Origin of the sequence: Microbacterium sp. 4NA327F11 (genome assembly GCF_005503465.1) — a bacterium.
Lineage (GTDB): Bacteria > Actinomycetota > Actinomycetes > Actinomycetales > Microbacteriaceae > Microbacterium > Microbacterium ginsengisoli.
This window is the reverse complement of record NZ_SCOB01000011.1, coordinates 1-20,994: the sequence shown is the minus strand read 5'-3', so window position 1 is coordinate 20,994 and position 20,994 is coordinate 1. Positions and strand designations below refer to the sequence as shown.

Below are 20,994 nucleotides of genomic sequence, written 5' to 3'. Positions count from 1 at the left end.
TGGCCGGACCACACCCCGATGTCGGCGGCCGCGCCTACCCTGGAGACGTGCAGACCACACGTTCCGTTCGACCCTTCGAGGTCGTCTCCGAGTACGAGCCGTCGGGCGACCAGCCTCAGGCGATCGCCGATCTCGCGGCCCGCATCAACGCGGGGGAGACCGACATCGTGCTGCTGGGCGCCACCGGAACCGGCAAGTCCGCGACCACGGCGTGGTTGATCGAGCAGGTGCAGCGACCGACGCTCGTCCTCGCCCACAACAAGACCTTGGCGGCGCAGCTCGCGAACGAGTTCCGCGAACTCATGCCGCACAACGCGGTCGAGTACTTCGTCTCGTATTACGACTACTACCAGCCCGAGGCCTACGTCCCGCAGACCGACACCTTCATCGAGAAGGACAGCTCGATCAACGCGGAGGTGGAGCGGCTGCGGCACTCCACCACCAACTCGCTGCTGTCGCGCCGTGATGTCATCGTGGTCTCCACGGTGTCGTGCATCTACGGTCTCGGTGCCCCCGAGGAATATCTGCGCGCGATGGTCGCGCTGCAGGTGGGGGAGCGATACGACCGTGACGCCCTGATCCGACAGTTCATCGCGATGCAGTACAACCGCAATGACGTCGACTTCTCGCGGGGCAACTTCCGGGTGCGCGGCGACACCATCGAGATCATCCCGGTCTACGAGGAGTACGCGATCCGCATCGAGCTGTTCGGCGACGAGATCGAGGCGCTCTACATGCTGCATCCGCTCACCGGCGACGTGGTGCAGAAGCTCGACTCGGTGCCCATCTTCCCGGCATCGCACTACGTGGCGGGCACCGACGTCGTGCAGCGTGCGATCGGCACGATCGAAGACGAGCTGACCGATCGGCTCGCCGAGCTCGAGAAGCAGAACAAGCTTCTCGAGGCGCAGCGCCTGCGCATGCGCACGACGTTCGATCTCGAGATGCTGCAGCAGCTGGGCTTCTGCTCGGGCATCGAGAACTACTCGCGTCATCTCGACCAGCGTGAGGCGGGCGAGCCGCCGCACACGCTGCTCGACTTCTTCCCCGACGACTTCCTCCTCGTCATCGATGAATCGCACGTGACGGTTCCCCAGATCGGTGCGATGTACGAGGGGGATGCCTCGCGCAAGCGCACACTCGTCGAGCACGGGTTCCGCCTGCCGAGTGCCCTCGACAACCGGCCGCTGAGGTGGGATGAGTTCAAGGGGCGGATCGGCCAGACCGTGTATCTCTCGGCCACGCCCGGTCGCTATGAGATGGGCATCGCCGATGGCGTCGTCGAGCAGATCATCCGACCGACCGGTCTCGTGGATCCCGAGATCGTCGTGAAGCCGTCGAAGGGGCAGATCGACGATCTGCTGGAGCAGATCCGTCTGCGGGTCGAGCGCGACGAGCGCGTGCTGGTGACCACGCTCACGAAGAAGATGGCGGAGGAGTTGACCGACTTCCTCGGCGAGCACGGTGTGCGCGTGCGCTATCTGCACTCCGACGTCGACACGTTGCGGCGCGTCGAGCTGCTCACCGAGCTCCGCGCCGGTGTCTACGACGTGCTTGTCGGCATCAACCTGCTGCGCGAGGGTCTCGACCTCCCCGAGGTCTCTCTCGTGGCGATCCTCGACGCCGACAAAGAAGGCTTCCTTCGCAGCGGCACCTCGCTCATCCAGACGATCGGGCGCGCGGCCCGCAACGTCTCGGGGGAGGTGCACATGTACGCCGATACAGTCACCGACTCGATGCGCTCGGCGATCGATGAGACCGCCCGTCGTCGCGAACTGCAGGTCGCGTACAACACGGAGAGGGGCATCGATCCGCAGCCATTGCGCAAGAAGATCGCCGACATCACCGACGCACTCGCTCGGGAAGGGGCGGACACCAAGGCGATGCTCGCCCGCGGCGGCCGCGATCAGGGTCGCGGCAAGGCGCCGACGCCCAATCTTCGGCGCGAGGGAATCGCGGCAGAGGGGGCGGCCCAGCTCGAGTCGACGATCTCGGATCTGAGCGATCAGATGCTCGCGGCAGCATCCGAGCTGAAGTTCGAGCTGGCTGCGCGGCTGCGCGACGAGGTGCAGGAGCTCAAGCGCGAGTTGCGGGCGATGGAGAAGGCCGGTCACGCCTGATCTGCGGGTGATCGCCCATGCTCTCGATGCACATCCCGGTCGCGTCCGCCCTGCTCGGCCGCGATCAGGGGCAGCGAAGCAGCGGTTTGGGTCCGTTGCGGTCGATACGGTGATCGCGCATCGGCTGGCGGCACAGCGGGCAGGGCTGGATGTCGCGGGCGGGCGGCTCGTCGTCGGTGTAGGGTCCGACGGCGGCCGGTCCGGCGGCGCGGACGAGCGCGGCGTTCACGAAGGCGTACCATCCGCCCGCGGCGTTCACACGGTCGCGCAGCGGGGGGCGCTTTTTGCTTCGTGGCATAATAGTTAGTGTACTAAGGAAAATGGAGAGAGTGACCACCACCGATATCCTCGCGCTGGAGAACCAGTTGTGCTTCGCCGCCGTCACAGCCGCCCGCAACATCGTGCAGGCGTACCGTCCGGTGCTCGAGCCGCTCGGGCTGACCCACCCCCAGTACCTCGTCATGCTCGCGCTGTGGGAGCGCGATCCGCGCTCCCTCGGCGAGCTCGCCGCCGCGCTCGCCCTCGAACCGGCGACGGTGTCCCCCCTGGTCAAGCGACTCGAGGCGCAGGGGCTTCTCGTCCGCACGCGGCGTCCGGGTGACGAGCGCACGCTCGACATCGCGGTGACGGACACCGGGCGCGCCCTTCGCGCACAGGCCCTCGAGGTGCCCGCGCAGGTGCTCGCACGCACCGGGCTCACGGTCGATGAGGCGGTCGCCCTCCGCGACGCGCTCGCCCGGTTCGCCGGGGCCAAGCCCAGCGCGTGATCCGCGCGGAGCCGGTGTCGGAGGTCGCTCCTACACTTGACGGGTGCCCATCGTCCCCGTGTCCAACCTCGGCCCCCACACCTCCACGCTCACGGTGCGCGGCGCTCGCGTGCACAACCTCAAGAACGTCGACCTCGACATCCCGCGCGATGCGCTCGTGGTCTTCACCGGGCTCTCGGGCTCCGGCAAGTCGAGCCTCGCGTTCGACACGATCTTCGCCGAGGGCCAGCGTCGCTACGTCGAGTCGCTGAGCGCCTACGCCCGGCAGTTCCTCGGTCAGGTCGACCGACCCGACGTCGATTTCATCGAGGGCCTGAGTCCCGCTGTCTCGATCGATCAGAAGTCGACGAACCGCAACCCGCGCTCGACCGTCGGCACGATCACGGAGATCCACGACTACATGCGTCTGCTCTGGGCGCGTATCGGGGTCCCTCACTGCCCCGAGTGCGGCGAGCAGATCCAACGCCAGACCGTGCAGCAGATCGCCGACCAGCTGATGGAACTGCCCGAGCGCACCCGCTATCAGATCGTCGCTCCGGTCGTGACCCAGAAGAAGGGGGAGTTCGTCGACCTCTTCAAAGAGCTCTCCGCCAAGGGCTACGCGCGCGCGGTCGTCGACGGCGATCTGGTGCAGCTCTCCGAGCCGCCGACGCTGAAGAAGAGCTACAAGCACGACATCGCCGTGGTCGTCGACCGCCTCGTCGCCTCGCCCGACATCCTCAGCCGGGTCACCGACTCGGTCGAGACGGCCCTCGGGCTCGCCGGCGGCGTCGTGCAGATCAACTTCGTCGACGAAGAGGGGGATGCCGCGTGGCAGTCCTTCTCTGAGAAGCTCGCCTGTCCGAACGGCCACCCCCTGCAGCTCACCGAGATCGAGCCGCGAACCTTCTCGTTCAACGCCCCGTTCGGTGCCTGCCCGGCGTGCTCCGGCCTCGGCACCCGCATGTCCGTCGACCCCGAGCTCATGCTCGGCGACGAGGAGCTCTCGATCCGCGAGGGTGTCATCATCCCGTGGACGACGCAGGGCAAGGGGCTGTTCCAGTACTACGAGCGACTGCTCGAGGGGCTCGCCGACGACCTCGGCTTCTCACTCGACACCCCGTGGAAGAAGCTGACGCCCGACGTGCGAGAGGCGGTGCTGCGCGGTGAGAACTACAAGGTGACCGTCAAGTTCCGCAACCGCTACGGCCGTGAGATGCGCTACTCGTCCGGCTTCGAGGGCGTCGCGCCCTACATCGAGCGCCAGTACGTGCAGGCGGAGTCCGACACGCAGCGACAGCGGTGGTCGGAGTTCCTGCGGGAGGTGCCGTGCCCGGTCTGCAACGGCGACCGTCTCAAGCCCGAGGTGCTCGCGGTGCTCGTCCACGGCAGCTCGATCGCCGACGCATCCCGGCTCAGCCTCTCCGACGCGCAGGCGTTCTTCGCCGACCTCGAGCTCACCGACCGCGAGGCGAAGATCGCGGCCGCGGTGCTGCGCGAGATCCGTGCTCGACTCGACTTCCTCATCCAGGTCGGGCTCACCTACCTCAACCTCAGCCGTTCGGCCGGCTCCCTCTCCGGCGGCGAGGCGCAGCGCATCCGGCTCGCGACCCAGATCGGGTCGGGGCTGACCGGTGTGCTCTACGTCCTCGACGAGCCGTCGATCGGTCTTCACCAGCGCGACAACCGGCGTCTGATCGAGACGCTCCTCACCCTCAAGAGCCTCGGCAACACGCTCATCGTCGTCGAGCATGACGAGGAGACCATCCACGCCGCCGACTGGATCGTCGACATCGGTCCCCGCGCCGGCGTCGACGGCGGGCATGTCGTGCACTCGGGTCCGCTTGCGCAACTCCTGGGCGACGAGGCATCCCTCACCGGCGACTACCTCTCCGGCCGCCGGGCGATCCCGACGCCCGAGAAGCGCCGCAAGATCGACAAGAAGCGCATGCTCAGCGTGGTCGGGGCGCGGGAGAACAACCTGCGCAATGTGACGGCCGACTTCCCGCTCGGGGTGCTCACGGCCGTCACCGGCGTGAGCGGGTCGGGCAAGTCGTCGCTCGTGAACGACATCCTGTACGAGGTGCTCGCCCAGAAGCTCAACGGCGCGCGCACGGTCCCGGGCAAGCACACACGGGTGACCGGGCTCGACAACCTCGACAAGGTCGTGCACGTCGATCAGGCGCCCATCGGCCGCACTCCGCGCTCGAACCCTGCGACCTACACCGGGGTGTTCGACCGCATCCGCACGCTCTTCAGCGAGACCCCCGAGGCGAAGGCCCGCGGCTACCAGCCGGGACGCTTCTCGTTCAACGTCAAGGGCGGGCGCTGCGAGGCGTGCTCCGGTGACGGGACGATCAAGATCGAGATGAACTTCCTGCCCGACGTCTACGTCGACTGCGAGGTCTGCCACGGCAAGCGCTACAACCGCGACACGCTGAGCGTGCACTACAAGGGGCGCAACATCGCCGAGGTGCTGGAGATGCCGATCGCCGAGGCGGCCGACTTCTTCGAGCCGATCCAGGCGATCCATCGCTACCTGCGCACCCTCGTCGACGTGGGCCTGGGCTACGTGCGGCTCGGCCAGTCCGCGACGACGCTCTCGGGCGGCGAGGCGCAGCGCGTGAAACTGGCGACCGAGTTGCAGCGGCGCAGCAACGGTCGCAGCATCTATGTGCTCGACGAGCCGACGACCGGCCTGCACTTCGAGGACGTCCGCCGACTGCTCGAGGTGCTCGGCGGCCTCGTGGACAAGGGCAACACCGTCATCGTCATCGAGCACAACCTCGACGTCATCAAGTCCTCGGACTGGATCATCGACCTCGGACCCGAGGGTGGCTCCGGCGGCGGGCAGATCATCGCCACGGGCACGCCGGAGCAGGTCGCGCGCGCCGAGGGCAGCCACACCGGCGCCTTCCTCGCCGAGATCCTCGAACAGGACGCGGAGCGCAAGGCGAGCTGACGTGGCATCCGATCTGCCCTATCGCCCGAAGCAGGGCGAGATCCCGACGACCCCGGGCGTCTACCGGTTCCGCGACGCCCAGGGGCGCATCCTGTACGTCGGCAAGGCGAAGAACCTGCGCGCGCGCCTGTCGAACTACTTCGCGCCGCTGCACACCCTGCACGAGCGCACGCGGCGCATGGTCACCACGGCGGCGAGCGTCGAATGGACCGTCGTCTCCAGCGACGTCGAGGCCCTGCAGCTCGAGTACATGTGGATTCAGGAGTTCACGCCGCCCTTCAACGTGCGCTACAAGGACGACAAGTCCTACCCCTACATGGCCATCACCCTCGCCGACGAGGCGCCGCGGGTGATCGTCACCCGCAACCGCAAGATCCGCGGTGCGAAGTACTTCGGTCCCTACCCCAAGGTGTGGGCGGTGCACGAGGTCATCGACCTCATGATCAAGGTCTTCCCGATCCGCACGTGCTCGGATGCCTCCTACAAGAAGGCCATGGCGACGGGTCGCCCGTGCTTCCCCGGGCAGATCGGGCGCTGCGGCGGCCCGTGCTCGATGCGGGTGAGCATCGAGGAGCACCGTGCGATCGTCGACGACTTCGTCGCCTTCATGGCCGGTGGTGATCAGCGGGTCACCCGCCAGCTCACCGCGCGCATGCGCGAGGCCGCGGCAGCCATGGACTACGAGTCGGCCGCCGTCTACCGTGACCGCCTCAGCGCGGTCGAGGCGGTGCTCGGCAAGAGCGCGCTCGTGCTCAGCGACGACACCGACGCCGATCTGTTCGGCATCGCCGAGGACGAGCTCGCGGCGGCGGTGCAGCACTTCGTGATCCGCGGCGGTCGTGTACGCGGGGTGCGCGCGACGACCATCGAGAAAGAACTCGACATCGCGGGCGCCGAGCTCGTCGACCAGGTGCTGCAGCGCACCTACGGCGGCGCGGATGCCGCGGACATCCCGCGCCAGGTGCTCGTGCCGCAGTTGCCCGACGACGCCGCCGACCTCGAGGCGTGGCTGCGCGAGCGGCGCGGGAAGAACGTGACCGTCGGCATCGCGCAGCGCGGCCCGAAGGCCGACCTCATGCGCACGGCGACGATCAACGCCCAACAGGCGCTGCTGCTCCACAAGACCCGGCGCTCGAGCGACTACGTCGCACGCACACAGGCGCTCACCGATCTGCAGGAGGCGCTCGGACTCGCTGAGGCGCCGTTGCGGATCGAGTGCTACGACGTCTCCCACCTGTCCGGCACCAACGTCGTCGCATCCATGGTCGTGTTCGAGGACGGCTTGCCGCGCAAAGACCAGTACCGCTCGTTCGGCATCGCCGAGACATCCGACGACACCGACTCCATCTACCAGGTGCTCACTCGCCGGCTCGCGCACGTCGACGACGCTCCCGACGACTCCGTGCCCGAGGCGACCGACCAGGGCGAGGATGTCGTCGTGACGCGGCAGAAGCCCCGATTCGCCTACCGTCCCCAGCTGCTCATCGTCGACGGCGGCAGACCTCAGGTCGCGGCGGCGGAACGGGCCCTTCGGGACAGCGGCCACAGCGAGATCGCCCTCTGCGGCATCGCCAAGCGCCTCGAAGAGGTGTGGCTGCCCGGAGAGGAGTACCCGGTCATCCTGCCCCGTACATCGGAGGCTCTCTACCTCGTGCAGCGCCTGCGCGACGAGGCCCACCGGTTCGCGATCACCCACCAGCGAAAGCGCCGCAAGCGCGACATCACCACGGTGCTCGCCGAAGTGCCCGGCCTCGGCGACGCGCGCATCAAGGCGCTGCTGCGACACTTCGGCTCGGTCACCGCTCTCCGCGCCGCGAGCCCCGAGGAGATCGCACACCTGCCCGGCATCGGGCCGAAGCTCGCCGCGGCCGTCCATTCCCGCCTCATCGCTCGATAGGGTGGAGACGACGGGGAGGCGCGGATGGACCAGACGGCACCGGGTGTGACCGGCGAAGTGCTGGTCGTCACCGGGATGTCCGGTGCCGGGCGCTCGACCGTCGCCAACGCGCTCGAGGATCTCGGGTGGTATGTCGTCGACAACCTCCCGCCCCAGATGATCAAGCCGATGCTCGAGCTGTCCGAGCTCGCTCAGGAGGCGGTTCCGCGGGTCGCCGTCGTGCTCGATGTGCGCGGGCGCGACCTCTTCGAGCGCCTGCCCGAGGTCACGCGATCGCTGCGTGATGCCCGCCACCTGCGCGTCATGTTCCTGGATGCGTCGGACGATGTGCTCGTACGCCGGTTCGAGGCTGTGCGTCGCCCGCATCCGCTGCAGGGGGACGGCACGCTGGTCGACGGAATCCGTCGCGAGCGCGCGCGCCTGTCCCGGGTGAGGGAGAGCGCCGACCTCGTGGTCGACACCTCGCACTCGAACGTGCATCAGCTCACGACGAAGATCGCCGACCTCTTCGCCGAGTCCGGTGCGGCGCGGCACTCCGTGACGGTGATGAGCTTCGGCTTCAAGTACGGGCTCCCGGCCGATGCCGACCTCGTCGCCGACATGCGCTTTCTGCCCAACCCGTTCTGGGTCGAGGACCTCCGCTCCCTCACCGGGGAGGACGAGTCGGTGCGGGACTACGTGCTCTCCCAGCCCGGTGCGCGCGAGTTCCTCGACGCCTACACGGCAGCATTGCGCCCCGTGCTCGAGGGGTACCAGCGTGAGAACAAAAGGCATTCGACGGTGGCGATCGGATGCACCGGGGGAAAGCACCGCTCAGTCGTCATGGCTCGCGAGATCGCCCAGCGCCTCGACGACGTCCCGGGCGTGACGACACGCGTGGCGCACCGCGACCTCGGTCGCGAGTAGGCTGGAACGTCGTTCTCGAGCCCAGAAGGAGTGCCGTGCCGCTGACGGTCGATGTGAAGTCCGAACTCGTCTCGCTGCGTGACCCCCGCCCGACGGCGAGGGTCGCGGAGCTCACCGCACTGCTGCGGTTCGCGGGGGGACTGCACTCCATCGCCGGCCGGGTCGCGGTGGAGGCCGAGGTTGATTCCGAGCGCCTCGCGCGCCGCGTCGCCCGCGAACTCGCCGAGATCTACGGCGTGCGGCCCGAGCTGGCGCACGTGCAGGCGTCGGGTGGGCGCACCGGGATCGCCGTGGCCGTGCGGGTCATCGATCAGGGGGAGACACTCGCACGCCAGACCGGGCTCCTGGACCAACGTCGACGTCCCGTGCGCGGGCTTCCCAACAAGCTGACGACCGGCAGCCGCGGTGACCTCGCCGCGGTGTGGCGGGGCGCGTTCCTCGCGACCGGCACTCTTACCGACCCGGGTCGGTCCGCATCTCTCGAGATCGCCTGCCCGTCGTCCGAGGCGGCCATGGCGCTCGTCGGAGCCGGCGCCCGCATCGGCATCGCGTCCAAGGCTCGGGAGGTGCGCGGCGTGCACCGCGTGGTCGTCCGCGAGGGCGACGCGATCCGACTCGCGCTCTTCGAGATGGGCGCGCGCAAGGCGGCGTCGGAGTGGGAGCAGCTGCGGCAGCGCCGTGAGGTGCGCGCCGACGTGAACCGCCTCGTGAACTTCGACGACGCGAATCTGCGCCGTTCGGCGCAGGCCGCGGTCGCCGCGTGCGCGCGTGTGGAGCGCGCGCTGGAACTCCTCGGCGACGACGTGCCCGAGCATCTGCGCTCCGCCGGCGATCTTCGCCTCGCGCATCGGGACGCGAGCCTCGACGAGCTCGGCCACCACGCCGACCCGCCGCTCACGAAGGACGCCGTCGCCGGTCGCATCCGCCGCCTGCTCGCGATGGCCGACAAGAAGGCCGAGCAGCTCGGCGTCCCGGGCACCGAGGCGGCGGTGCCCGCCGACGCCATCGAGTGACCGACCGGGGCGCGAGGCGCCCCGCGAGCCGCACGCGAACGGTTACACCGCGTCATCCCGGGAATCAACCCGACGTGCGGCGTCGTTGCCCCTCAATAGGATGAACTCGTCACCCTCGCCGCGCCGAGGACACGGCCGGCGCCGATTCGGAAGAAGAGAACATGGCAACGTACTCCCTGCCCGACCTCCCCTACGACTACGCAGCACTCGAGCCGCACATCAGCGCGACGATCATGCAGCTGCACCACGACAAGCACCACCAGGCGTACGTCACGGGAGCCAACACCGCCCTCGAGCAGCTCGCCGAAGCGCGTGACAAGGGCGACTTCGCCTACGTCAACAAGCTCGAGAAGGACCTCGCGTTCAACCTCGGCGGACACACCAACCACTCGATCTTCTGGACCAACCTGTCGCCGGACGGGGGCGACAAGCCCACCGGCGAGCTCGAGTCGGCCATCACCGACCACTTCGGGTCGTTCGACAAGTTCCAGGCGCACTTCTCGGCGGCCGCCCTCGGCGTGCAGGGCTCGGGCTGGGCGGGTCTGTTCTGGGACTCGATCGGTCAGAACCTGATCATCCAGCAGTTCTTCGACCAGCAGGCGCAGTTCGCCGCCGGCACCGTGCCGCTGCTCCTCCTCGACGTCTGGGAGCACGCGTACTACCTCGACTACAAGAACGTGCGCGCCGACTACGTGAAGGCGTTCTGGAACATCGCCAACTGGGCCGACGTGCAGCAGCGCTTCACCACCGCCCGTGAGAAGACTGCGGGTCTGCTGGTAGTGTCGTGACCAGGTGAGGATGCCTCGGAGCCCTCGCTCTGGCGGGGGCTCCGGCATCCTCTTCCCATGGGATCGGCGCCCAGGGCCGACCCCGTTCCGCGACCCGATCGCGGATGGAAACATGCGCGTCAGCGCGACGAGAAAACGGGAGACACCGTGTCTGTCAAGATCGGCATCAACGGCTTCGGCCGTATCGGACGCAACTACCTTCGCGCGGCTCTCGCGCAGGGTGCGGACCTCGACATCGTGGCGGTGAACGACCTCACCGACACCAAGACCCTCGCCCACCTGCTCAAGTACGACTCGGTGGGCGGACGCCTCGACGCCGAGGTCTCGTACACCGAGGACTCCGTCATCGTGAACGGCACCGCCATCAAGGTGTTCGCCGAGCGCGACCCCGCCAACCTCCCGTGGGGCGAGGTCGGCGCGGAGATCGTCATCGAGTCGACCGGCCGCTTCACCAAGGCCGACGACGCCCGCAAGCACATCCAGGGCGGCGCCAAGAAGGTGCTCATCTCGGCTCCGGCCACCGGCGAGGACGGCACGTTCGTCATCGGCGTGAACGAGGACCTCTACGACCCCGAGACGATGCACATCATCTCGAACGCGTCGTGCACCACGAACTGCCTCGCCCCCCTCGCGAAGGTCTTCAACGACAACTTCGGCATCGAGCGCGGCTTCATGATGACCGCTCACGCCTACACCGCCGACCAGAACCTGCAGGACGGCCCGCACGGCGACCTGCACCGCGCCCGCGCCGCGGCGATCAACATCGTTCCGGCCTCGACCGGCGCCGCCAAGGCCATCGGCCTCGTGCTGCCCGAGCTCAACGGCAAGCTGAGCGGCTCGTCCTACCGCGTGCCGGTTCCCACCGGCTCGATCGTCGACCTGACGATCATCACCCCGACCGAGGGCCTCACCAAGGAGGCCATCAACGCCGCCTACGAGGCGGCGGCGGCCGAGGGTCGCCTCGCCGGCATCCTGAAGTACAACGTCGACCCGATCGTCTCCAGCGACATCCAGCAGGACCCGCACTCGTCGGTGTTCGACGCCGGTCTCACGAACGTCTCGGGCAACCTGGTCAAGGTGTCGTCCTGGTACGACAACGAGTGGGGCTACTCGAACCGCCTCGTCGACCTGACCGAGTACGTCGCCGAGCGTCTGTAATCGTCATGGCCTTGCGCACCCTCGCATCGCTGGGTTCGCTGGCCGGCAAGCGCGTCATCGTCCGTGCTGACCTCAATGTCCCCCTGCGGGACGGGGTCATCACGGACGATGGCCGTGTGCGGGCCACGCTGCCGACCCTCAACGCCCTTATCGATCAGGGCGCTCGCGTCGTCGTCGTCTCCCACTTGGGACGTCCCGACGGCGCCCCCGACCCCGCCTACAGCCTGCAGCCCGTCGCTCAGCGTCTCTCCGAACTGCTGGGAGCGCCGGTCGCGTTCGCGCAGGACACGGTGGGGGAGTCGGCGGCCGAAGCGGTCGCCGCTCTCGCAGACGGTGACGTCGCGGTGCTCGAGAACCTGCGGTTCAACGCCGGTGAGACGGCGAAGGATGACGCGACCCGTCGTGCGTTCGCCGAGCAGCTCGCGGCGCTCGGCGACGTGCTCGTCTCCGACGGCTTCGGTGTCGTGCACCGCAAGCAGGCGAGCGTCTATGACCTCGCCGAGCTGCTGCCGTCCGCGGCGGGCTTCCTGATCGAGAAGGAGGTCGAGGTTCTCGATCGCCTGACCGAGAACCCGGAGCGGCCCTACACCGTCGTGCTCGGCGGCTCGAAGGTCAGCGACAAGCTGGGCGTCATCGACCACCTGCTGCCGCGCGTCGACCGCGTGCTCGTGGGCGGCGGCATGCTGTTCACCTTCCTCGTCGCGCTCGGACACCCGGTGGGCTCGAGCCTGCTGGAGAAGGACCAGATCGAGACGGTCAAGGGCTACATCGCCCGCGCCCAGGAGCTGGGCGTCGAGCTCGTCCTCCCGGTGGACGCGGTGGTCGCGGCATCCTTCTCGGGCGACGCCGACCATGTGGTCGCCGCGGCCGACGCTCTCGAGGACACCCCGTTCGGGGCCTCGGGTCTCGGTCTCGACATCGGTCCGAAGACGGCGGAGCAGTTCGCGGAGCTCATCCGGTCGAGCCGCACCGTGTTCTGGAACGGCCCGATGGGCGTCTTCGAGCTCGCCCCGTTCGCGGCCGGCACGAAGGCCGTCGCGCAGGCGCTCACCGAGGTCGACGGCCTCAGTGTCGTCGGCGGTGGCGACTCCGCCGCGGCCGTGCGCCAGCTCGGCTTCTCCGACGACGCGTTCGGTCACATCTCGACCGGCGGCGGCGCCAGCCTCGAGTTCCTCGAGGGCAAGAAACTCCCCGGACTGGAGGTGCTCGGATGGGCGCAGTGACCCGTACCCCGTTCATCGCGGGCAACTGGAAGATGAACCTCGACCACCTGCAGGCGGTCGCACTCGTGCAGAAGCTCCACTGGACGCTGCGCGACGCGAAGCACGAGTCGGGTTCGGTCGAGGTCGCGCTCTTCCCGCCCTTCACGGATCTGCGCCCCGTGCAGACCCTCATCGACGCCGACAAGATCCCGTTCGCGCTCGGCGCGCAGGACATCTCCACCCACGACTCCGGTGCGTACACCGGTGAGGTGTCGGGCCAGTTCCTCGCGAAGCTGGATGTCTCGTACGTGATCATCGGTCACTCCGAGCGCCGTGAGTACCACCACGAGGGCGACGACATCGTGGCCGCCAAGACCCAGGCGGCCCTGCGCCACGGTCTCGTGCCGGTGATCTGCGTGGGCGAGACGGCCGCCGACCTCGAGGAGTACGGCGCCTCTGCCGTGCCCGTGAAGCAGCTCGGCATCGCACTCGAGGGGCTGTCCGCAGACGCGGACATCGTCGTCGCGTACGAGCCGGTCTGGGCGATCGGCTCGGGCCAGGCGGCGACGCCGGAGCAGGCGCAGGAGGTCGCTGCCGCCCTGCGTGCGGTGATCGCCGACGCGCTCGGCGTCGATGCGGCCGCGCGCACGCGCATCCTCTACGGCGGATCGGTGAAGTCCTCGAACATCGCCAGCTTCCTGCGTGAGCCCGACGTCGACGGCGCTCTCGTCGGCGGTGCGAGCCTGGTGGCCGACGAGTTCGCGGCGATCATCCGCTTCCAGAAGCACGTCGGGGTCTGACCCCGACGACGCACGGTGACGCCCGCCACCTGGCGGGCGTCACCGCGCCGTTATACTGAACGTCTGTGCGTCCCGACGGGTCGCTTCGGAAAGGTTGTCTCGAAAGTGCAGATCCTCGAGTTCGTGCTCCAGGTGCTCCTCGGCATCACGAGCCTGCTGCTGACCCTCCTCATCCTGCTCCACAAGGGCCGCGGTGGCGGACTGTCCGACATGTTCGGCGGCGGCATGAGCTCGGCGCTCGGTTCGTCGGGTCTGGCGGAGCGCAACCTAAACCGCTTCACCGTCGTGCTGGCGCTCGTCTGGTTCGTGTCGATCGTGGCACTGGGCCTTCTCACCAAGTTCAACTCGGGACTGTAGGACAACATGGCCGCTGGGGGTAACGCCATCCGGGGTACGCGCGTCGGCGCGGGCCCGATGGGCGAGCAGGATCACGGATACCACGCGGAGCGCGTCGCGGTGTCGTACTGGGACGCGCTGGGCAACGAGACCGTGCGTTACTTCGCGGCGGGTATCGCCCCCGAGGAGATCCCCGACACGATCGACTCGCCGCATTCGGGGCTTCCTGCCGGCCGCGACAAGGCGAACCCGCCGGAGCTGGCCCGTACCGAGCCCTACAAGACCCACCTGGCCTACGTGAAGGAGCGTCGCTCCGACGAAGAGGCCGAGCAGATCCTCGATGACGCGCTGCGTCAGTTGCGCGAGCGCCGCGGCGAGTCCTGACTCGGCCGCATCCGTTCACGAACGACGACGCCCCGCCCCGGATCCGGGAGCGGGGCGTTGTCGTTGAGCGTCAGTATTCGCGGTCGATGAGCTGCGCAGGCACCTTGGCGGCGGCGGCCTCATCGACGAAGAACACGGTGCGCTTGCGGCCCTTGGCGCCTGCGGCGGGGACACTCGCGTAGCTCGCGCCCGCGAGGGCGAGGCCGAGTGCGGACGCCTTCTCGCTTCCGGTCATGACGAGCCAGACCCGCTTCGACGAGTTGATCACGGGACGGGTCACCGTGACGCGCAGCGGCGGTGGCTTGGGCGAGTCGCGCACCGGGAGGGTGGCGGCATCCGTCACGAGGATCTCGGGACGATCGGGGAACAGCGATGCCACGTGGCCGTCGGGTCCGACGCCCAGGAAGCAGATGTCGAAGCTCGGCCAGGCGCCGACCCCGGGGTCCGCGAAGCGAGCGAGTTCCGCCGCGTAGGCACGGGATGCCTCATCCAGGTCGAGCCCGCTGTCGCTCGGCGCGATCGCGTGGATGCTCTCGCGGGGGATCTCGAGGGCGTCGAAGAACACCGGGTAGACCGGAGTGTCGTTGCGCTCCGGATCGCCGGCGGGCACGAATCGCTCGTCCGACCACCAGAAATGCACGCGGCTCCAGTCGACCGTTGCCGCTGCCGGAAGCTGCGCGGCGGCCGCGAGGACCGCCGGACCCATCGATCCCCCTGTCAGGGAGATGTGGGCGAGCTTGCCGGGGTTCTCCGTGCGCGCAGCCACCCGCGCGACGAAACGCTCGGCGACGGCCGCGGCCACCTCGGCCGGGGTGGCGCGGACGACCACGCGCTTGTCGACGGCGGTATCGACCACGATTTCTCCTAAGACGCGGGAGAGCTCAGCAGTTCGAGCCCCTCAGTGACCACTCGACCATACAGGACGTCCGCGTCGAGGCGACGGAGCTCCTCGGCCAGGCACTCGCGCAGCGAGCGGCGGGGGAACGCGAGCTCGTGGCTGGGCTGATCGGGCTGCGTGAGGGTGGCCACCGCGGACTCGGGGCGCTCGAGCAGGATGTCGCCGCCGGGCCGCCGCAGTCGCACCGACTTGATACCCGACGCCCACTCGCTCTCGGGCAGGTACGCCCAGGCGACGTCCACGTCGAGCGCGAGTCGCAGCCAGGCTGCGAGCAGCGGCGTCGAGGGCGAATCGGCGGCGCCGAGCACCTCGACGCCCGTGACGTTCTCGAACGGGGGCTGGTCGAGCACGGCGGCCAGCTGTTCCCGCCAGCGCGTCAGTCGCGTCCAGGACAGGTCGGTGTCGCCGGGGGAGTAGCTGCCGCCGAGACGGGCGACGGCCGCCGCCGGGTCCGCCTGGGAGGCGGCATCCGTAATGCGACGCTGTGCGATCTTGCCGATCTCCGACGAGGCCGGGTCGCCGGGCGTGCGTCCCGGCCACCATGCGACGACGGGGGCGTCGGGCAGGAGCAGACCGGTCACGAGGCTTTCCGCATTGGATGCCGCGGCCCCGTAGGCGCGCAGCAGCACGACCTCGCTCGCACCGGCGTCGCCGCCCACGCGGATCTGCGCGTCGAGACGGGGCTCGGCGGCGTCCGGCTCCGCGACCAGCACGATGACGCGCATCGGGTGCTCGCGGGACGCGTCGTTCGCGGCTTCGATCGCCTCTTCGGCGACGCCGCCGGAGGAGACGATGATGAGGGTCAGCACGCGGCCGAGCGCGACAGCGCCGCCCTCCTCGCGCACGTCGACGAGCGACCGCGAGATCTTGCTGACGGTGGTCTCGGGGAGATCGATGATCACGGCCGCCTCCAGGTGCGTCCATCGCGGGTGAGGAGTTCGTCGGCGGACGGCGGTCCCCAGGAACCGGGGCTGTATTGCTCGAGCGGTCCGCCCTGGGCCGCCCAGAACTGCTCGATCGGATCGAGGATCTTCCAGCTGAGCTCGACCTCCTCGTGACGGGGGAACAGCGGCGGGTCGCCGAGGAGCACGTCGAGGATGAGGCGCTCATAGGCCTCGGGGCTCGCCTCGGTGAAGGCGTGGCCGTAGCCGAAGTCCATCGTGACGTCGCGCACCTGGGTGCCGGCACCCGGAACCTTCGATCCGAAACGGATGGTGACGCCCTCGTCGGGCTGCACGCGGATCACGAGCGCGTTCTGACCGAGACCGGAAGTCTGGCTGCGACTGAACAGGTGCTCGGGCGCGGTCTTGAAGACGACGGCGATCTCGGTGACGCGGCGACCGAGCCGCTTGCCGGTGCGCAGGTAGAACGGCACGCCGGCCCAACGCCGCGTGTTGATCTCGAGCTTGATCGCGGCGTATGTCTCCGTCGTGGACTCGGGGTTCATCCCGTCTTCCTCGAGGAAACCGAGCACCCGCTCGCCGCCCTGCCACCCGCCGCCGTACTGGCCGCGGGCCGTCGCCGACGCGAGGTCGGCGGGCAGGGTGACCGCCGCCAGCACCTTCTCCTTCTCGGCGCGCAGCTGCGCGGCGTCGAAGGTGATCGGCTCCTCCATCGCGGTGAGGGCGAGGAGTTGCAGGAGGTGGTTCTGGATGACGTCGCGCGCCGCGCCGATGCCGTCGTAGTAGCCCGCGCGTCCGCCGACGCCGATGTCCTCGGCCATGGTGATCTGCACGTGGTCGACGTAGTTGCGGTTCCACAGCGGCTCGTACAGCTCGTTGGCGAAACGGAGCGCGAGGATGTTCTGCACCGTCTCCTTGCCGAGGTAGTGGTCGATGCGGAAGATCGAGTCAGCGGGGAACGCGCTGCGCAGTGATTCGTTGAGCTCGCGCGCCGACTCGAGGTCGTGGCCGAACGGCTTCTCGATGACCACGCGACGCCAGCGGTCGGGCGCATCGGCCGTGTCGTCCACGAGGCCGGAGGCCTTCAGCTTCTGCGCGACCACGGCGAAGTTCTTCGGCGGGATCGACAGGTAGTAGGCGTGATTGCCCATCGTGCCGCGCTCGACGTCGAGCTGCTCGACGGTCTCGCGCAGGCCGTGGAACGCCTCGAGGTCGTCGAACTCGCCCTGCACGAACCGGATGCCCTGCAGCAGCTGCTGCCATGTCTCATCGCGGAACTCGGTGCGGGCGTACTGACGCACGGCGTCATGGACGACCTGAGCGAAGTCCTCGTCCGCCCAGTCGCGGCGAGCGAACCCGACGAGGCCGAACCCCGGGGGAAGCAGACCGCGGTTCGCGAGGTCGTAGACGGCGGGCATGAGCTTCTTGCGGGACAGATCGCCGGTCACGCCGAAGATCACGAGGGCGCTAGGCCCCGCGATGCGGTTGAGGCGACGATCGTCGGGGTCGCGCAGCGGATTGTGGTCGCGCGAGATGGTCACGGTCACGTGAGGGGTCCTCCGGGTACAGAAAGGGATGTCGCTACTGCGCGGCTTCGAACAGCGCGAGCACGTCGGCCTGCGCGTCCGTGAGCGTGAGCGTCACGACCGGACGCCCGTGCTCGGCGAGCACGGCGGCGTCTCCGGCCGCCTGCGCCGCGATGAGCTGGGCGAAGGTGAAGGGGCGGCCGGGGATCTCCACGTCGACGTCGGTCGACTCGGTGATCTGCAGGAAAACGCCCACAGCGGGACCGCCCTTGTGGAACTGGCCGGTCGAGTGAAGGAAGCGCGGACCCCAGCCGAAGGTGGTGGGGCGCGCGGAATCCGCGGCGACCAGTTCGCGCAGGCCCGCGAGCTGGGGCGACGCGAGTCGGTCGACGTACGCCTGGATGGCGACGTAGCCGTCGGGTGAGAGGCGCTGCCACAGAGCGTCGAGCGTGCCCGCCACCGTGCCGGAGGCCGCGAGCGACGGGTCGGTGGCGCGCACCTCGATGCCGTTCTCGGTAAACAGTGCTGGCGTGGCATCCGGCGCACCGTCCAGCAGCGCGCGCGCGGCCGACTTGGCGGCCTCGACGTCGGGCTGGTCGAACGGGTTGATGCCGAGAATGCGACCGGCGATCGCCGTCGCATACTCCCAGACGATGAACTGGGCACCGAGCGAGCCGCTCACGAGGATCTCCCCGTGATGGTGCTCGAACAGGCGGTCGCCGTCGGCCTCGTCGACGAAGCGCACGATGCGCAGGTCGGCGGGACGGCTCTCGAGCTCGGGGGAGACGGGCAGCAGCACGACGGGGAGAATGCCCGTGCCCTGCTTGCCGGTCGATTCTGCGACGAGCTGCTCGATCCAGTCGGGCAGACCCTGCAGATGGGTGCCGTCGGCGATCAGACCGAGCTTGTCCTGGCGCACCTCGCCGGCGGCGATCGCCGCGGCCAGCACGAGCGCCGGGTTGCGTGGATCGTCGATCGCGACCTCGAGCAGCGTGGCCTCCGCCTCATCGAGCAGCTCGGTCAGATCGATGCCGGCGAGGCCGGCGGGGACCAGTCCGAACGCCGTGAGCGCCGAGTACCGGCCGCCGACCGTGGGGTCTGCCGCGAAGACGCGGTAGCCCGCGGCATCCGCACTCTGGTGCAGGGGGGAGCCCGGGTCGGTGACGACGACGATCCTCTCGGCCGGGTCGATGCCGAGGTCGCCGAAGGCCGCCTCGAACGCGCGCAGCGCCGAGTCGGTCTCGACGGTCGATCCGGACTTCGACGAGACGACGAGGGCCGTCTGGGCGAGACCGCCCGCCTCGGCGTCCCCGTCGATCGCCGCCAGCACCTGACCCGGTGCGGTCGAGTCGAGGATCACGAGCGGCGCCCCGAGGGTCGCGGCGATCACCTCGGGGGCGAGCGAGGAACCGCCCATGCCGGCCAGCACGATGCGGGTCACTCCGCGCTCGGCGAGCTCGGCGCGCAGCGCCTCGATTTCGGCGACGAGCGGCCGCGAGACCGAGACCGCCTGTACCCAGCCCAGGCGACGGGATGCCTCATCCTCCGCCGCCGGGCCCCACAGTGTGGGGTCCCCGGCGGTGATGCCCGAGGCGACCAGGCTCTCGACGAGACCGGGGAGCGTCTGGGCGACGATCCTCTCGACCTCGCCGGACAGGCGGATGTCGAAGCTCACCGTGCGACCTGAGCGGACTCCGCGAGGGCGGTGCGCACGGTCTCCTGGAGCTCGTGCCAGGAGATGATGAACTTCTCGACGCCCTCGTCCTCGAGCACCTGCGTGGCGTCCGCGAAGTCGACGCCCACGGCCGCGAGGTCGGCGAAGACGGCGTGCGCGTCCGCGTAGTTCGAGGTGATGGTGTCACCCGTCACGACTCCGTGGTCGAAGGTCGCCTCGAGGGTCTTCTCAGGCATCGTGTTCACGGTGCCGGCGGCCACGAGCTCGGTGACGTACAGGGTGTCGGGGAGTGACGGGTCCTTGACACCGGTCGACGCCCAGAGGGGGCGCTGCACGTTGGCGCCGGCGGCGACGAGCTCGGTGGCGCGCGCCGTGGCGAACTCGCCCTCGTAGAGCTCGTACGCGAGTCGGGCGTTCGCCACACCGGACTTCGAGACCAGCGCGAGGGCCTCGTCGGTGCCGATCGCCTTGAGACGCTTGTCGACCTCGGTGTCGACGCGCGACACGAAGAACGAGGCGACCGAGTGGATCGTCGAGATGTCGATGCCGGCGGCCTTCGCCTCGGCGAGACCTGTCAGGTACGCGTCGATGACCTCGGCGTAGCGCTCGAGGCTGAAGATGAGCGTGACGTTGACCGAGATGCCCGCGCCGATGACGGCCGCGATGGCGGGGAGGCCCGCCTTGGTCGCCGGGATCTTGATGAGCGCGTTGGCGCGGTCGACGGTCGCCCAGAGCTGCTTCGCCTGCGCGATGGTGCCCTCGGTGTCGTGGGCGAGCTCGGGGGAGACCTCGATCGAGACGCGTCCGTCGACGCCGCCGGTCGCGTCGAACACCGGACGGAAGATGTCCGTCGCGTCGCGCACGTCGTCGGTCGTGATGCGGAAGATGGCCTCATCAACGGATGCCCCGGCCGCGGCGAGGTCGGCGACCTGAGCGGCGTACGCCTCACCCTTCGAGAGGGCGCCCGCGAAGATCGTCGGGTTGGTCGTGACGCCCGAGACCGTGCGCGTCTGGATGAGCTCGGCGAGGTTGCCGGTCACGATGCGCTCGCGCGACAGGTCGTCGAGCCAGATGCTCACGCCCGCTGCGGCGAGCTGTTCGGTGGGGGTGCTCATGCGTTGTTCTCCTGGATGGTCTGACGGGCGGCCTCGACGACCGCCTCTGCGGTGAACCCGAACTTCGCGTACAGGGTCTTGTAGTCGGCCGAGGCGCCGAAGTGGTCGATCGCCACGGTGCGGCCGGTGGTGCCGACGATCGCGTGCCAGCTGAGGGCGGAGCCTGCCTCGACGGATACGCGGGCTGTGACGGCGGCGGGTAGTACGTGTTCGCGGTAGGTGTCGTCTTGTTCGGCGAACCATTCGAGGCTGGGGGCGGAGACGACGCGGGCGGCGATTCCGTCGGTGGCGAGTTGGTCGCGGGCGGCGAGGGCGAGCTGCACTTCGGAGCCGGTCGCGATGAGGATGACGTCGGGGGTGTCGTCGGTGTCGGCGAGGATGTAGGCGCCCTTGACGACGCCGGCGGCGGAGGCGAGCTCGGTTGCTGTCGCGTCGCCTTCTCCGCGTGTGAACACGGGGAGGTTCTGGCGGGAGAGGGCGATGCCGGCGGGCCCGGTGTGGCGGGTGAGGAGTTCGAGCCAGGCGGTGGCGGTTTCGTTGGCGTCGGCGGGGCGGACGAGGGTGAA

General features: G+C 69.1%; 19 protein-coding genes. 12 read left to right on the top strand and 7 right to left on the bottom strand.

Going from position 1 to position 20,994, the window contains the following annotated elements; all coding sequences use genetic code 11:
- Nucleotides 1–47: 47 nt before the first annotated feature.
- Nucleotides 48–2,120: an excinuclease ABC subunit UvrB gene (uvrB, locus tag FFS51_RS08730; RefSeq protein WP_056209881.1), complete on the top strand. Its 2,073-nt coding sequence runs from the start codon at nt 48–50 to the stop codon at nt 2,118–2,120.
- A 64-nt stretch (nt 2,121–2,184) separates the two neighbouring features.
- Here the strand turns inward: uvrB and FFS51_RS08725 are convergent, their stop codons facing one another.
- Nucleotides 2,185–2,418 (bottom strand): hypothetical protein, encoded by a 234-nt coding sequence (locus FFS51_RS08725; RefSeq protein ID WP_137878114.1) that lies wholly within the window; start codon nt 2,416–2,418, stop codon nt 2,185–2,187.
- A 22-nt stretch (nt 2,419–2,440) separates the two neighbouring features.
- Here FFS51_RS08725 and FFS51_RS08720 point away from each other — a divergent pair, with 22 nt between their 5' ends.
- The 11 genes from FFS51_RS08720 (at nt 2,441) to FFS51_RS08670 (ending at nt 14,312) form a co-directional block, all read left to right on the top strand.
- Nucleotides 2,441–2,887 (top strand): MarR family winged helix-turn-helix transcriptional regulator, encoded by a 447-nt coding sequence (locus FFS51_RS08720; protein ID WP_137878113.1) that lies wholly within the window; start codon nt 2,441–2,443, stop codon nt 2,885–2,887.
- Nucleotides 2,888–2,930: 43 nt separating this feature from the next.
- The gene (uvrA, locus tag FFS51_RS08715; RefSeq protein WP_045246533.1) at nt 2,931–5,828 is read left to right on the top strand and encodes an excinuclease ABC subunit UvrA; all 2,898 of its coding nucleotides are present in this window, start codon (nt 2,931–2,933) and stop codon (nt 5,826–5,828) included.
- 1 nt (nt 5,829) lies between these two features.
- Nucleotides 5,830–7,725, top strand: coding sequence for an excinuclease ABC subunit UvrC (gene uvrC, locus FFS51_RS08710; protein ID WP_045246535.1), 1,896 nt, complete (start codon nt 5,830–5,832; stop codon nt 7,723–7,725).
- Between the two features lie 24 nt (nt 7,726–7,749).
- Nucleotides 7,750–8,631 (top strand): RNase adapter RapZ, encoded by an 882-nt coding sequence (gene rapZ, locus FFS51_RS08705; protein WP_045246537.1) that lies wholly within the window; start codon nt 7,750–7,752, stop codon nt 8,629–8,631.
- A 35-nt stretch (nt 8,632–8,666) separates the two neighbouring features.
- Nucleotides 8,667–9,644, top strand: a complete 978-nt coding sequence (gene whiA / locus FFS51_RS08700; protein ID WP_045246539.1) for a DNA-binding protein WhiA — start codon at nt 8,667–8,669, stop codon at nt 9,642–9,644.
- Nucleotides 9,645–9,805: 161 nt separating this feature from the next.
- Nucleotides 9,806–10,432: a superoxide dismutase gene (locus FFS51_RS08695; RefSeq protein ID WP_045246541.1), complete on the top strand. Its 627-nt coding sequence runs from the start codon at nt 9,806–9,808 to the stop codon at nt 10,430–10,432.
- A 147-nt stretch (nt 10,433–10,579) separates the two neighbouring features.
- The gene (gene gap / locus FFS51_RS08690) at nt 10,580–11,590 is read left to right on the top strand and encodes a type I glyceraldehyde-3-phosphate dehydrogenase (protein ID WP_045246543.1); all 1,011 of its coding nucleotides are present in this window, start codon (nt 10,580–10,582) and stop codon (nt 11,588–11,590) included.
- Between the two features lie 5 nt (nt 11,591–11,595).
- Nucleotides 11,596–12,813, top strand: a complete 1,218-nt coding sequence (locus FFS51_RS08685) for a phosphoglycerate kinase (RefSeq protein ID WP_056209877.1) — start codon at nt 11,596–11,598, stop codon at nt 12,811–12,813.
- On the top strand, nt 12,801–13,592 hold the full coding sequence (gene tpiA / locus FFS51_RS08680) for a triose-phosphate isomerase (protein ID WP_045246546.1): 792 nt from the start codon (nt 12,801–12,803) through the stop codon (nt 13,590–13,592). The genes FFS51_RS08685 and tpiA overlap by 13 nt, the downstream gene beginning before the upstream one ends.
- Nucleotides 13,593–13,697: 105 nt before the next feature.
- Nucleotides 13,698–13,949: a preprotein translocase subunit SecG gene (secG, locus tag FFS51_RS08675; protein ID WP_045246548.1), complete on the top strand. Its 252-nt coding sequence runs from the start codon at nt 13,698–13,700 to the stop codon at nt 13,947–13,949.
- Between the two features lie 6 nt (nt 13,950–13,955).
- On the top strand, nt 13,956–14,312 hold the full coding sequence (locus tag FFS51_RS08670; RefSeq protein ID WP_045246550.1) for an RNA polymerase-binding protein RbpA: 357 nt from the start codon (nt 13,956–13,958) through the stop codon (nt 14,310–14,312).
- A gap of 70 nt (nt 14,313–14,382) precedes the next feature.
- On the opposite strand, the gene pgl is transcribed toward FFS51_RS08670, so the two are convergent.
- The 6 genes from pgl to FFS51_RS08640 form a co-directional block, all read right to left on the bottom strand.
- Nucleotides 14,383–15,168: a 6-phosphogluconolactonase gene (gene pgl / locus FFS51_RS08665; protein WP_048809358.1), complete on the bottom strand. Its 786-nt coding sequence runs from the start codon at nt 15,166–15,168 to the stop codon at nt 14,383–14,385.
- Between the two features lie 8 nt (nt 15,169–15,176).
- Nucleotides 15,177–16,112, bottom strand: a complete 936-nt coding sequence (locus tag FFS51_RS08660; RefSeq protein WP_045246554.1) for a glucose-6-phosphate dehydrogenase assembly protein OpcA — start codon at nt 16,110–16,112, stop codon at nt 15,177–15,179.
- Nucleotides 16,109–17,659, bottom strand: a complete 1,551-nt coding sequence (gene zwf, locus FFS51_RS08655) for a glucose-6-phosphate dehydrogenase (RefSeq protein ID WP_137878112.1) — start codon at nt 17,657–17,659, stop codon at nt 16,109–16,111. Before zwf ends, FFS51_RS08660 begins: the two co-directional genes overlap by 4 nt.
- A 34-nt stretch (nt 17,660–17,693) precedes the next feature.
- A complete protein-coding gene (locus FFS51_RS08650; protein ID WP_137878111.1) occupies nt 17,694–19,313 on the bottom strand; it encodes a phosphoglucose isomerase-related protein in 1,620 nt (539 codons plus the stop codon).
- Complete coding sequence (gene tal / locus FFS51_RS08645; RefSeq protein WP_045245684.1) at nt 19,310–20,428, bottom strand: transaldolase; 1,119 nt, start codon at nt 20,426–20,428, stop codon at nt 19,310–19,312. The genes FFS51_RS08650 and tal overlap by 4 nt, the downstream gene beginning before the upstream one ends.
- Nucleotides 20,425–20,994: transketolase-like TK C-terminal-containing protein (locus FFS51_RS08640; protein ID WP_283205731.1), on the bottom strand; the 570-nt coding region annotated here is incomplete at its 5' end. The genes tal and FFS51_RS08640, both read right to left, overlap by 4 nt.

Excerpts from the sequence above, each read along its gene's own strand:
- FFS51_RS08725 (WP_137878114.1), bottom strand. The coding sequence starts at position 2,418 with ATGCCACGAAGCAAAAAGCGCCCCCCGCTGCGCGACCGTGTGAACGCC.
- FFS51_RS08720 (WP_137878113.1), top strand. The coding sequence starts at position 2,441 with ATGGAGAGAGTGACCACCACCGATATCCTCGCGCTGGAGAACCAGTTG.
- rapZ (WP_045246537.1), top strand. The coding sequence starts at position 7,750 with ATGGACCAGACGGCACCGGGTGTGACCGGCGAAGTGCTGGTCGTCACC.
- FFS51_RS08695 (WP_045246541.1), top strand. The coding sequence starts at position 9,806 with ATGGCAACGTACTCCCTGCCCGACCTCCCCTACGACTACGCAGCACTC.
- FFS51_RS08685 (WP_056209877.1), top strand. The coding sequence starts at position 11,596 with ATGGCCTTGCGCACCCTCGCATCGCTGGGTTCGCTGGCCGGCAAGCGC.
- tpiA (WP_045246546.1), top strand. The coding sequence starts at position 12,801 with ATGGGCGCAGTGACCCGTACCCCGTTCATCGCGGGCAACTGGAAGATG.
- FFS51_RS08670 (WP_045246550.1), top strand. The coding sequence starts at position 13,956 with ATGGCCGCTGGGGGTAACGCCATCCGGGGTACGCGCGTCGGCGCGGGC.
- tal (WP_045245684.1), bottom strand. The coding sequence starts at position 20,428 with ATGAGCACCCCCACCGAACAGCTCGCCGCAGCGGGCGTGAGCATCTGG.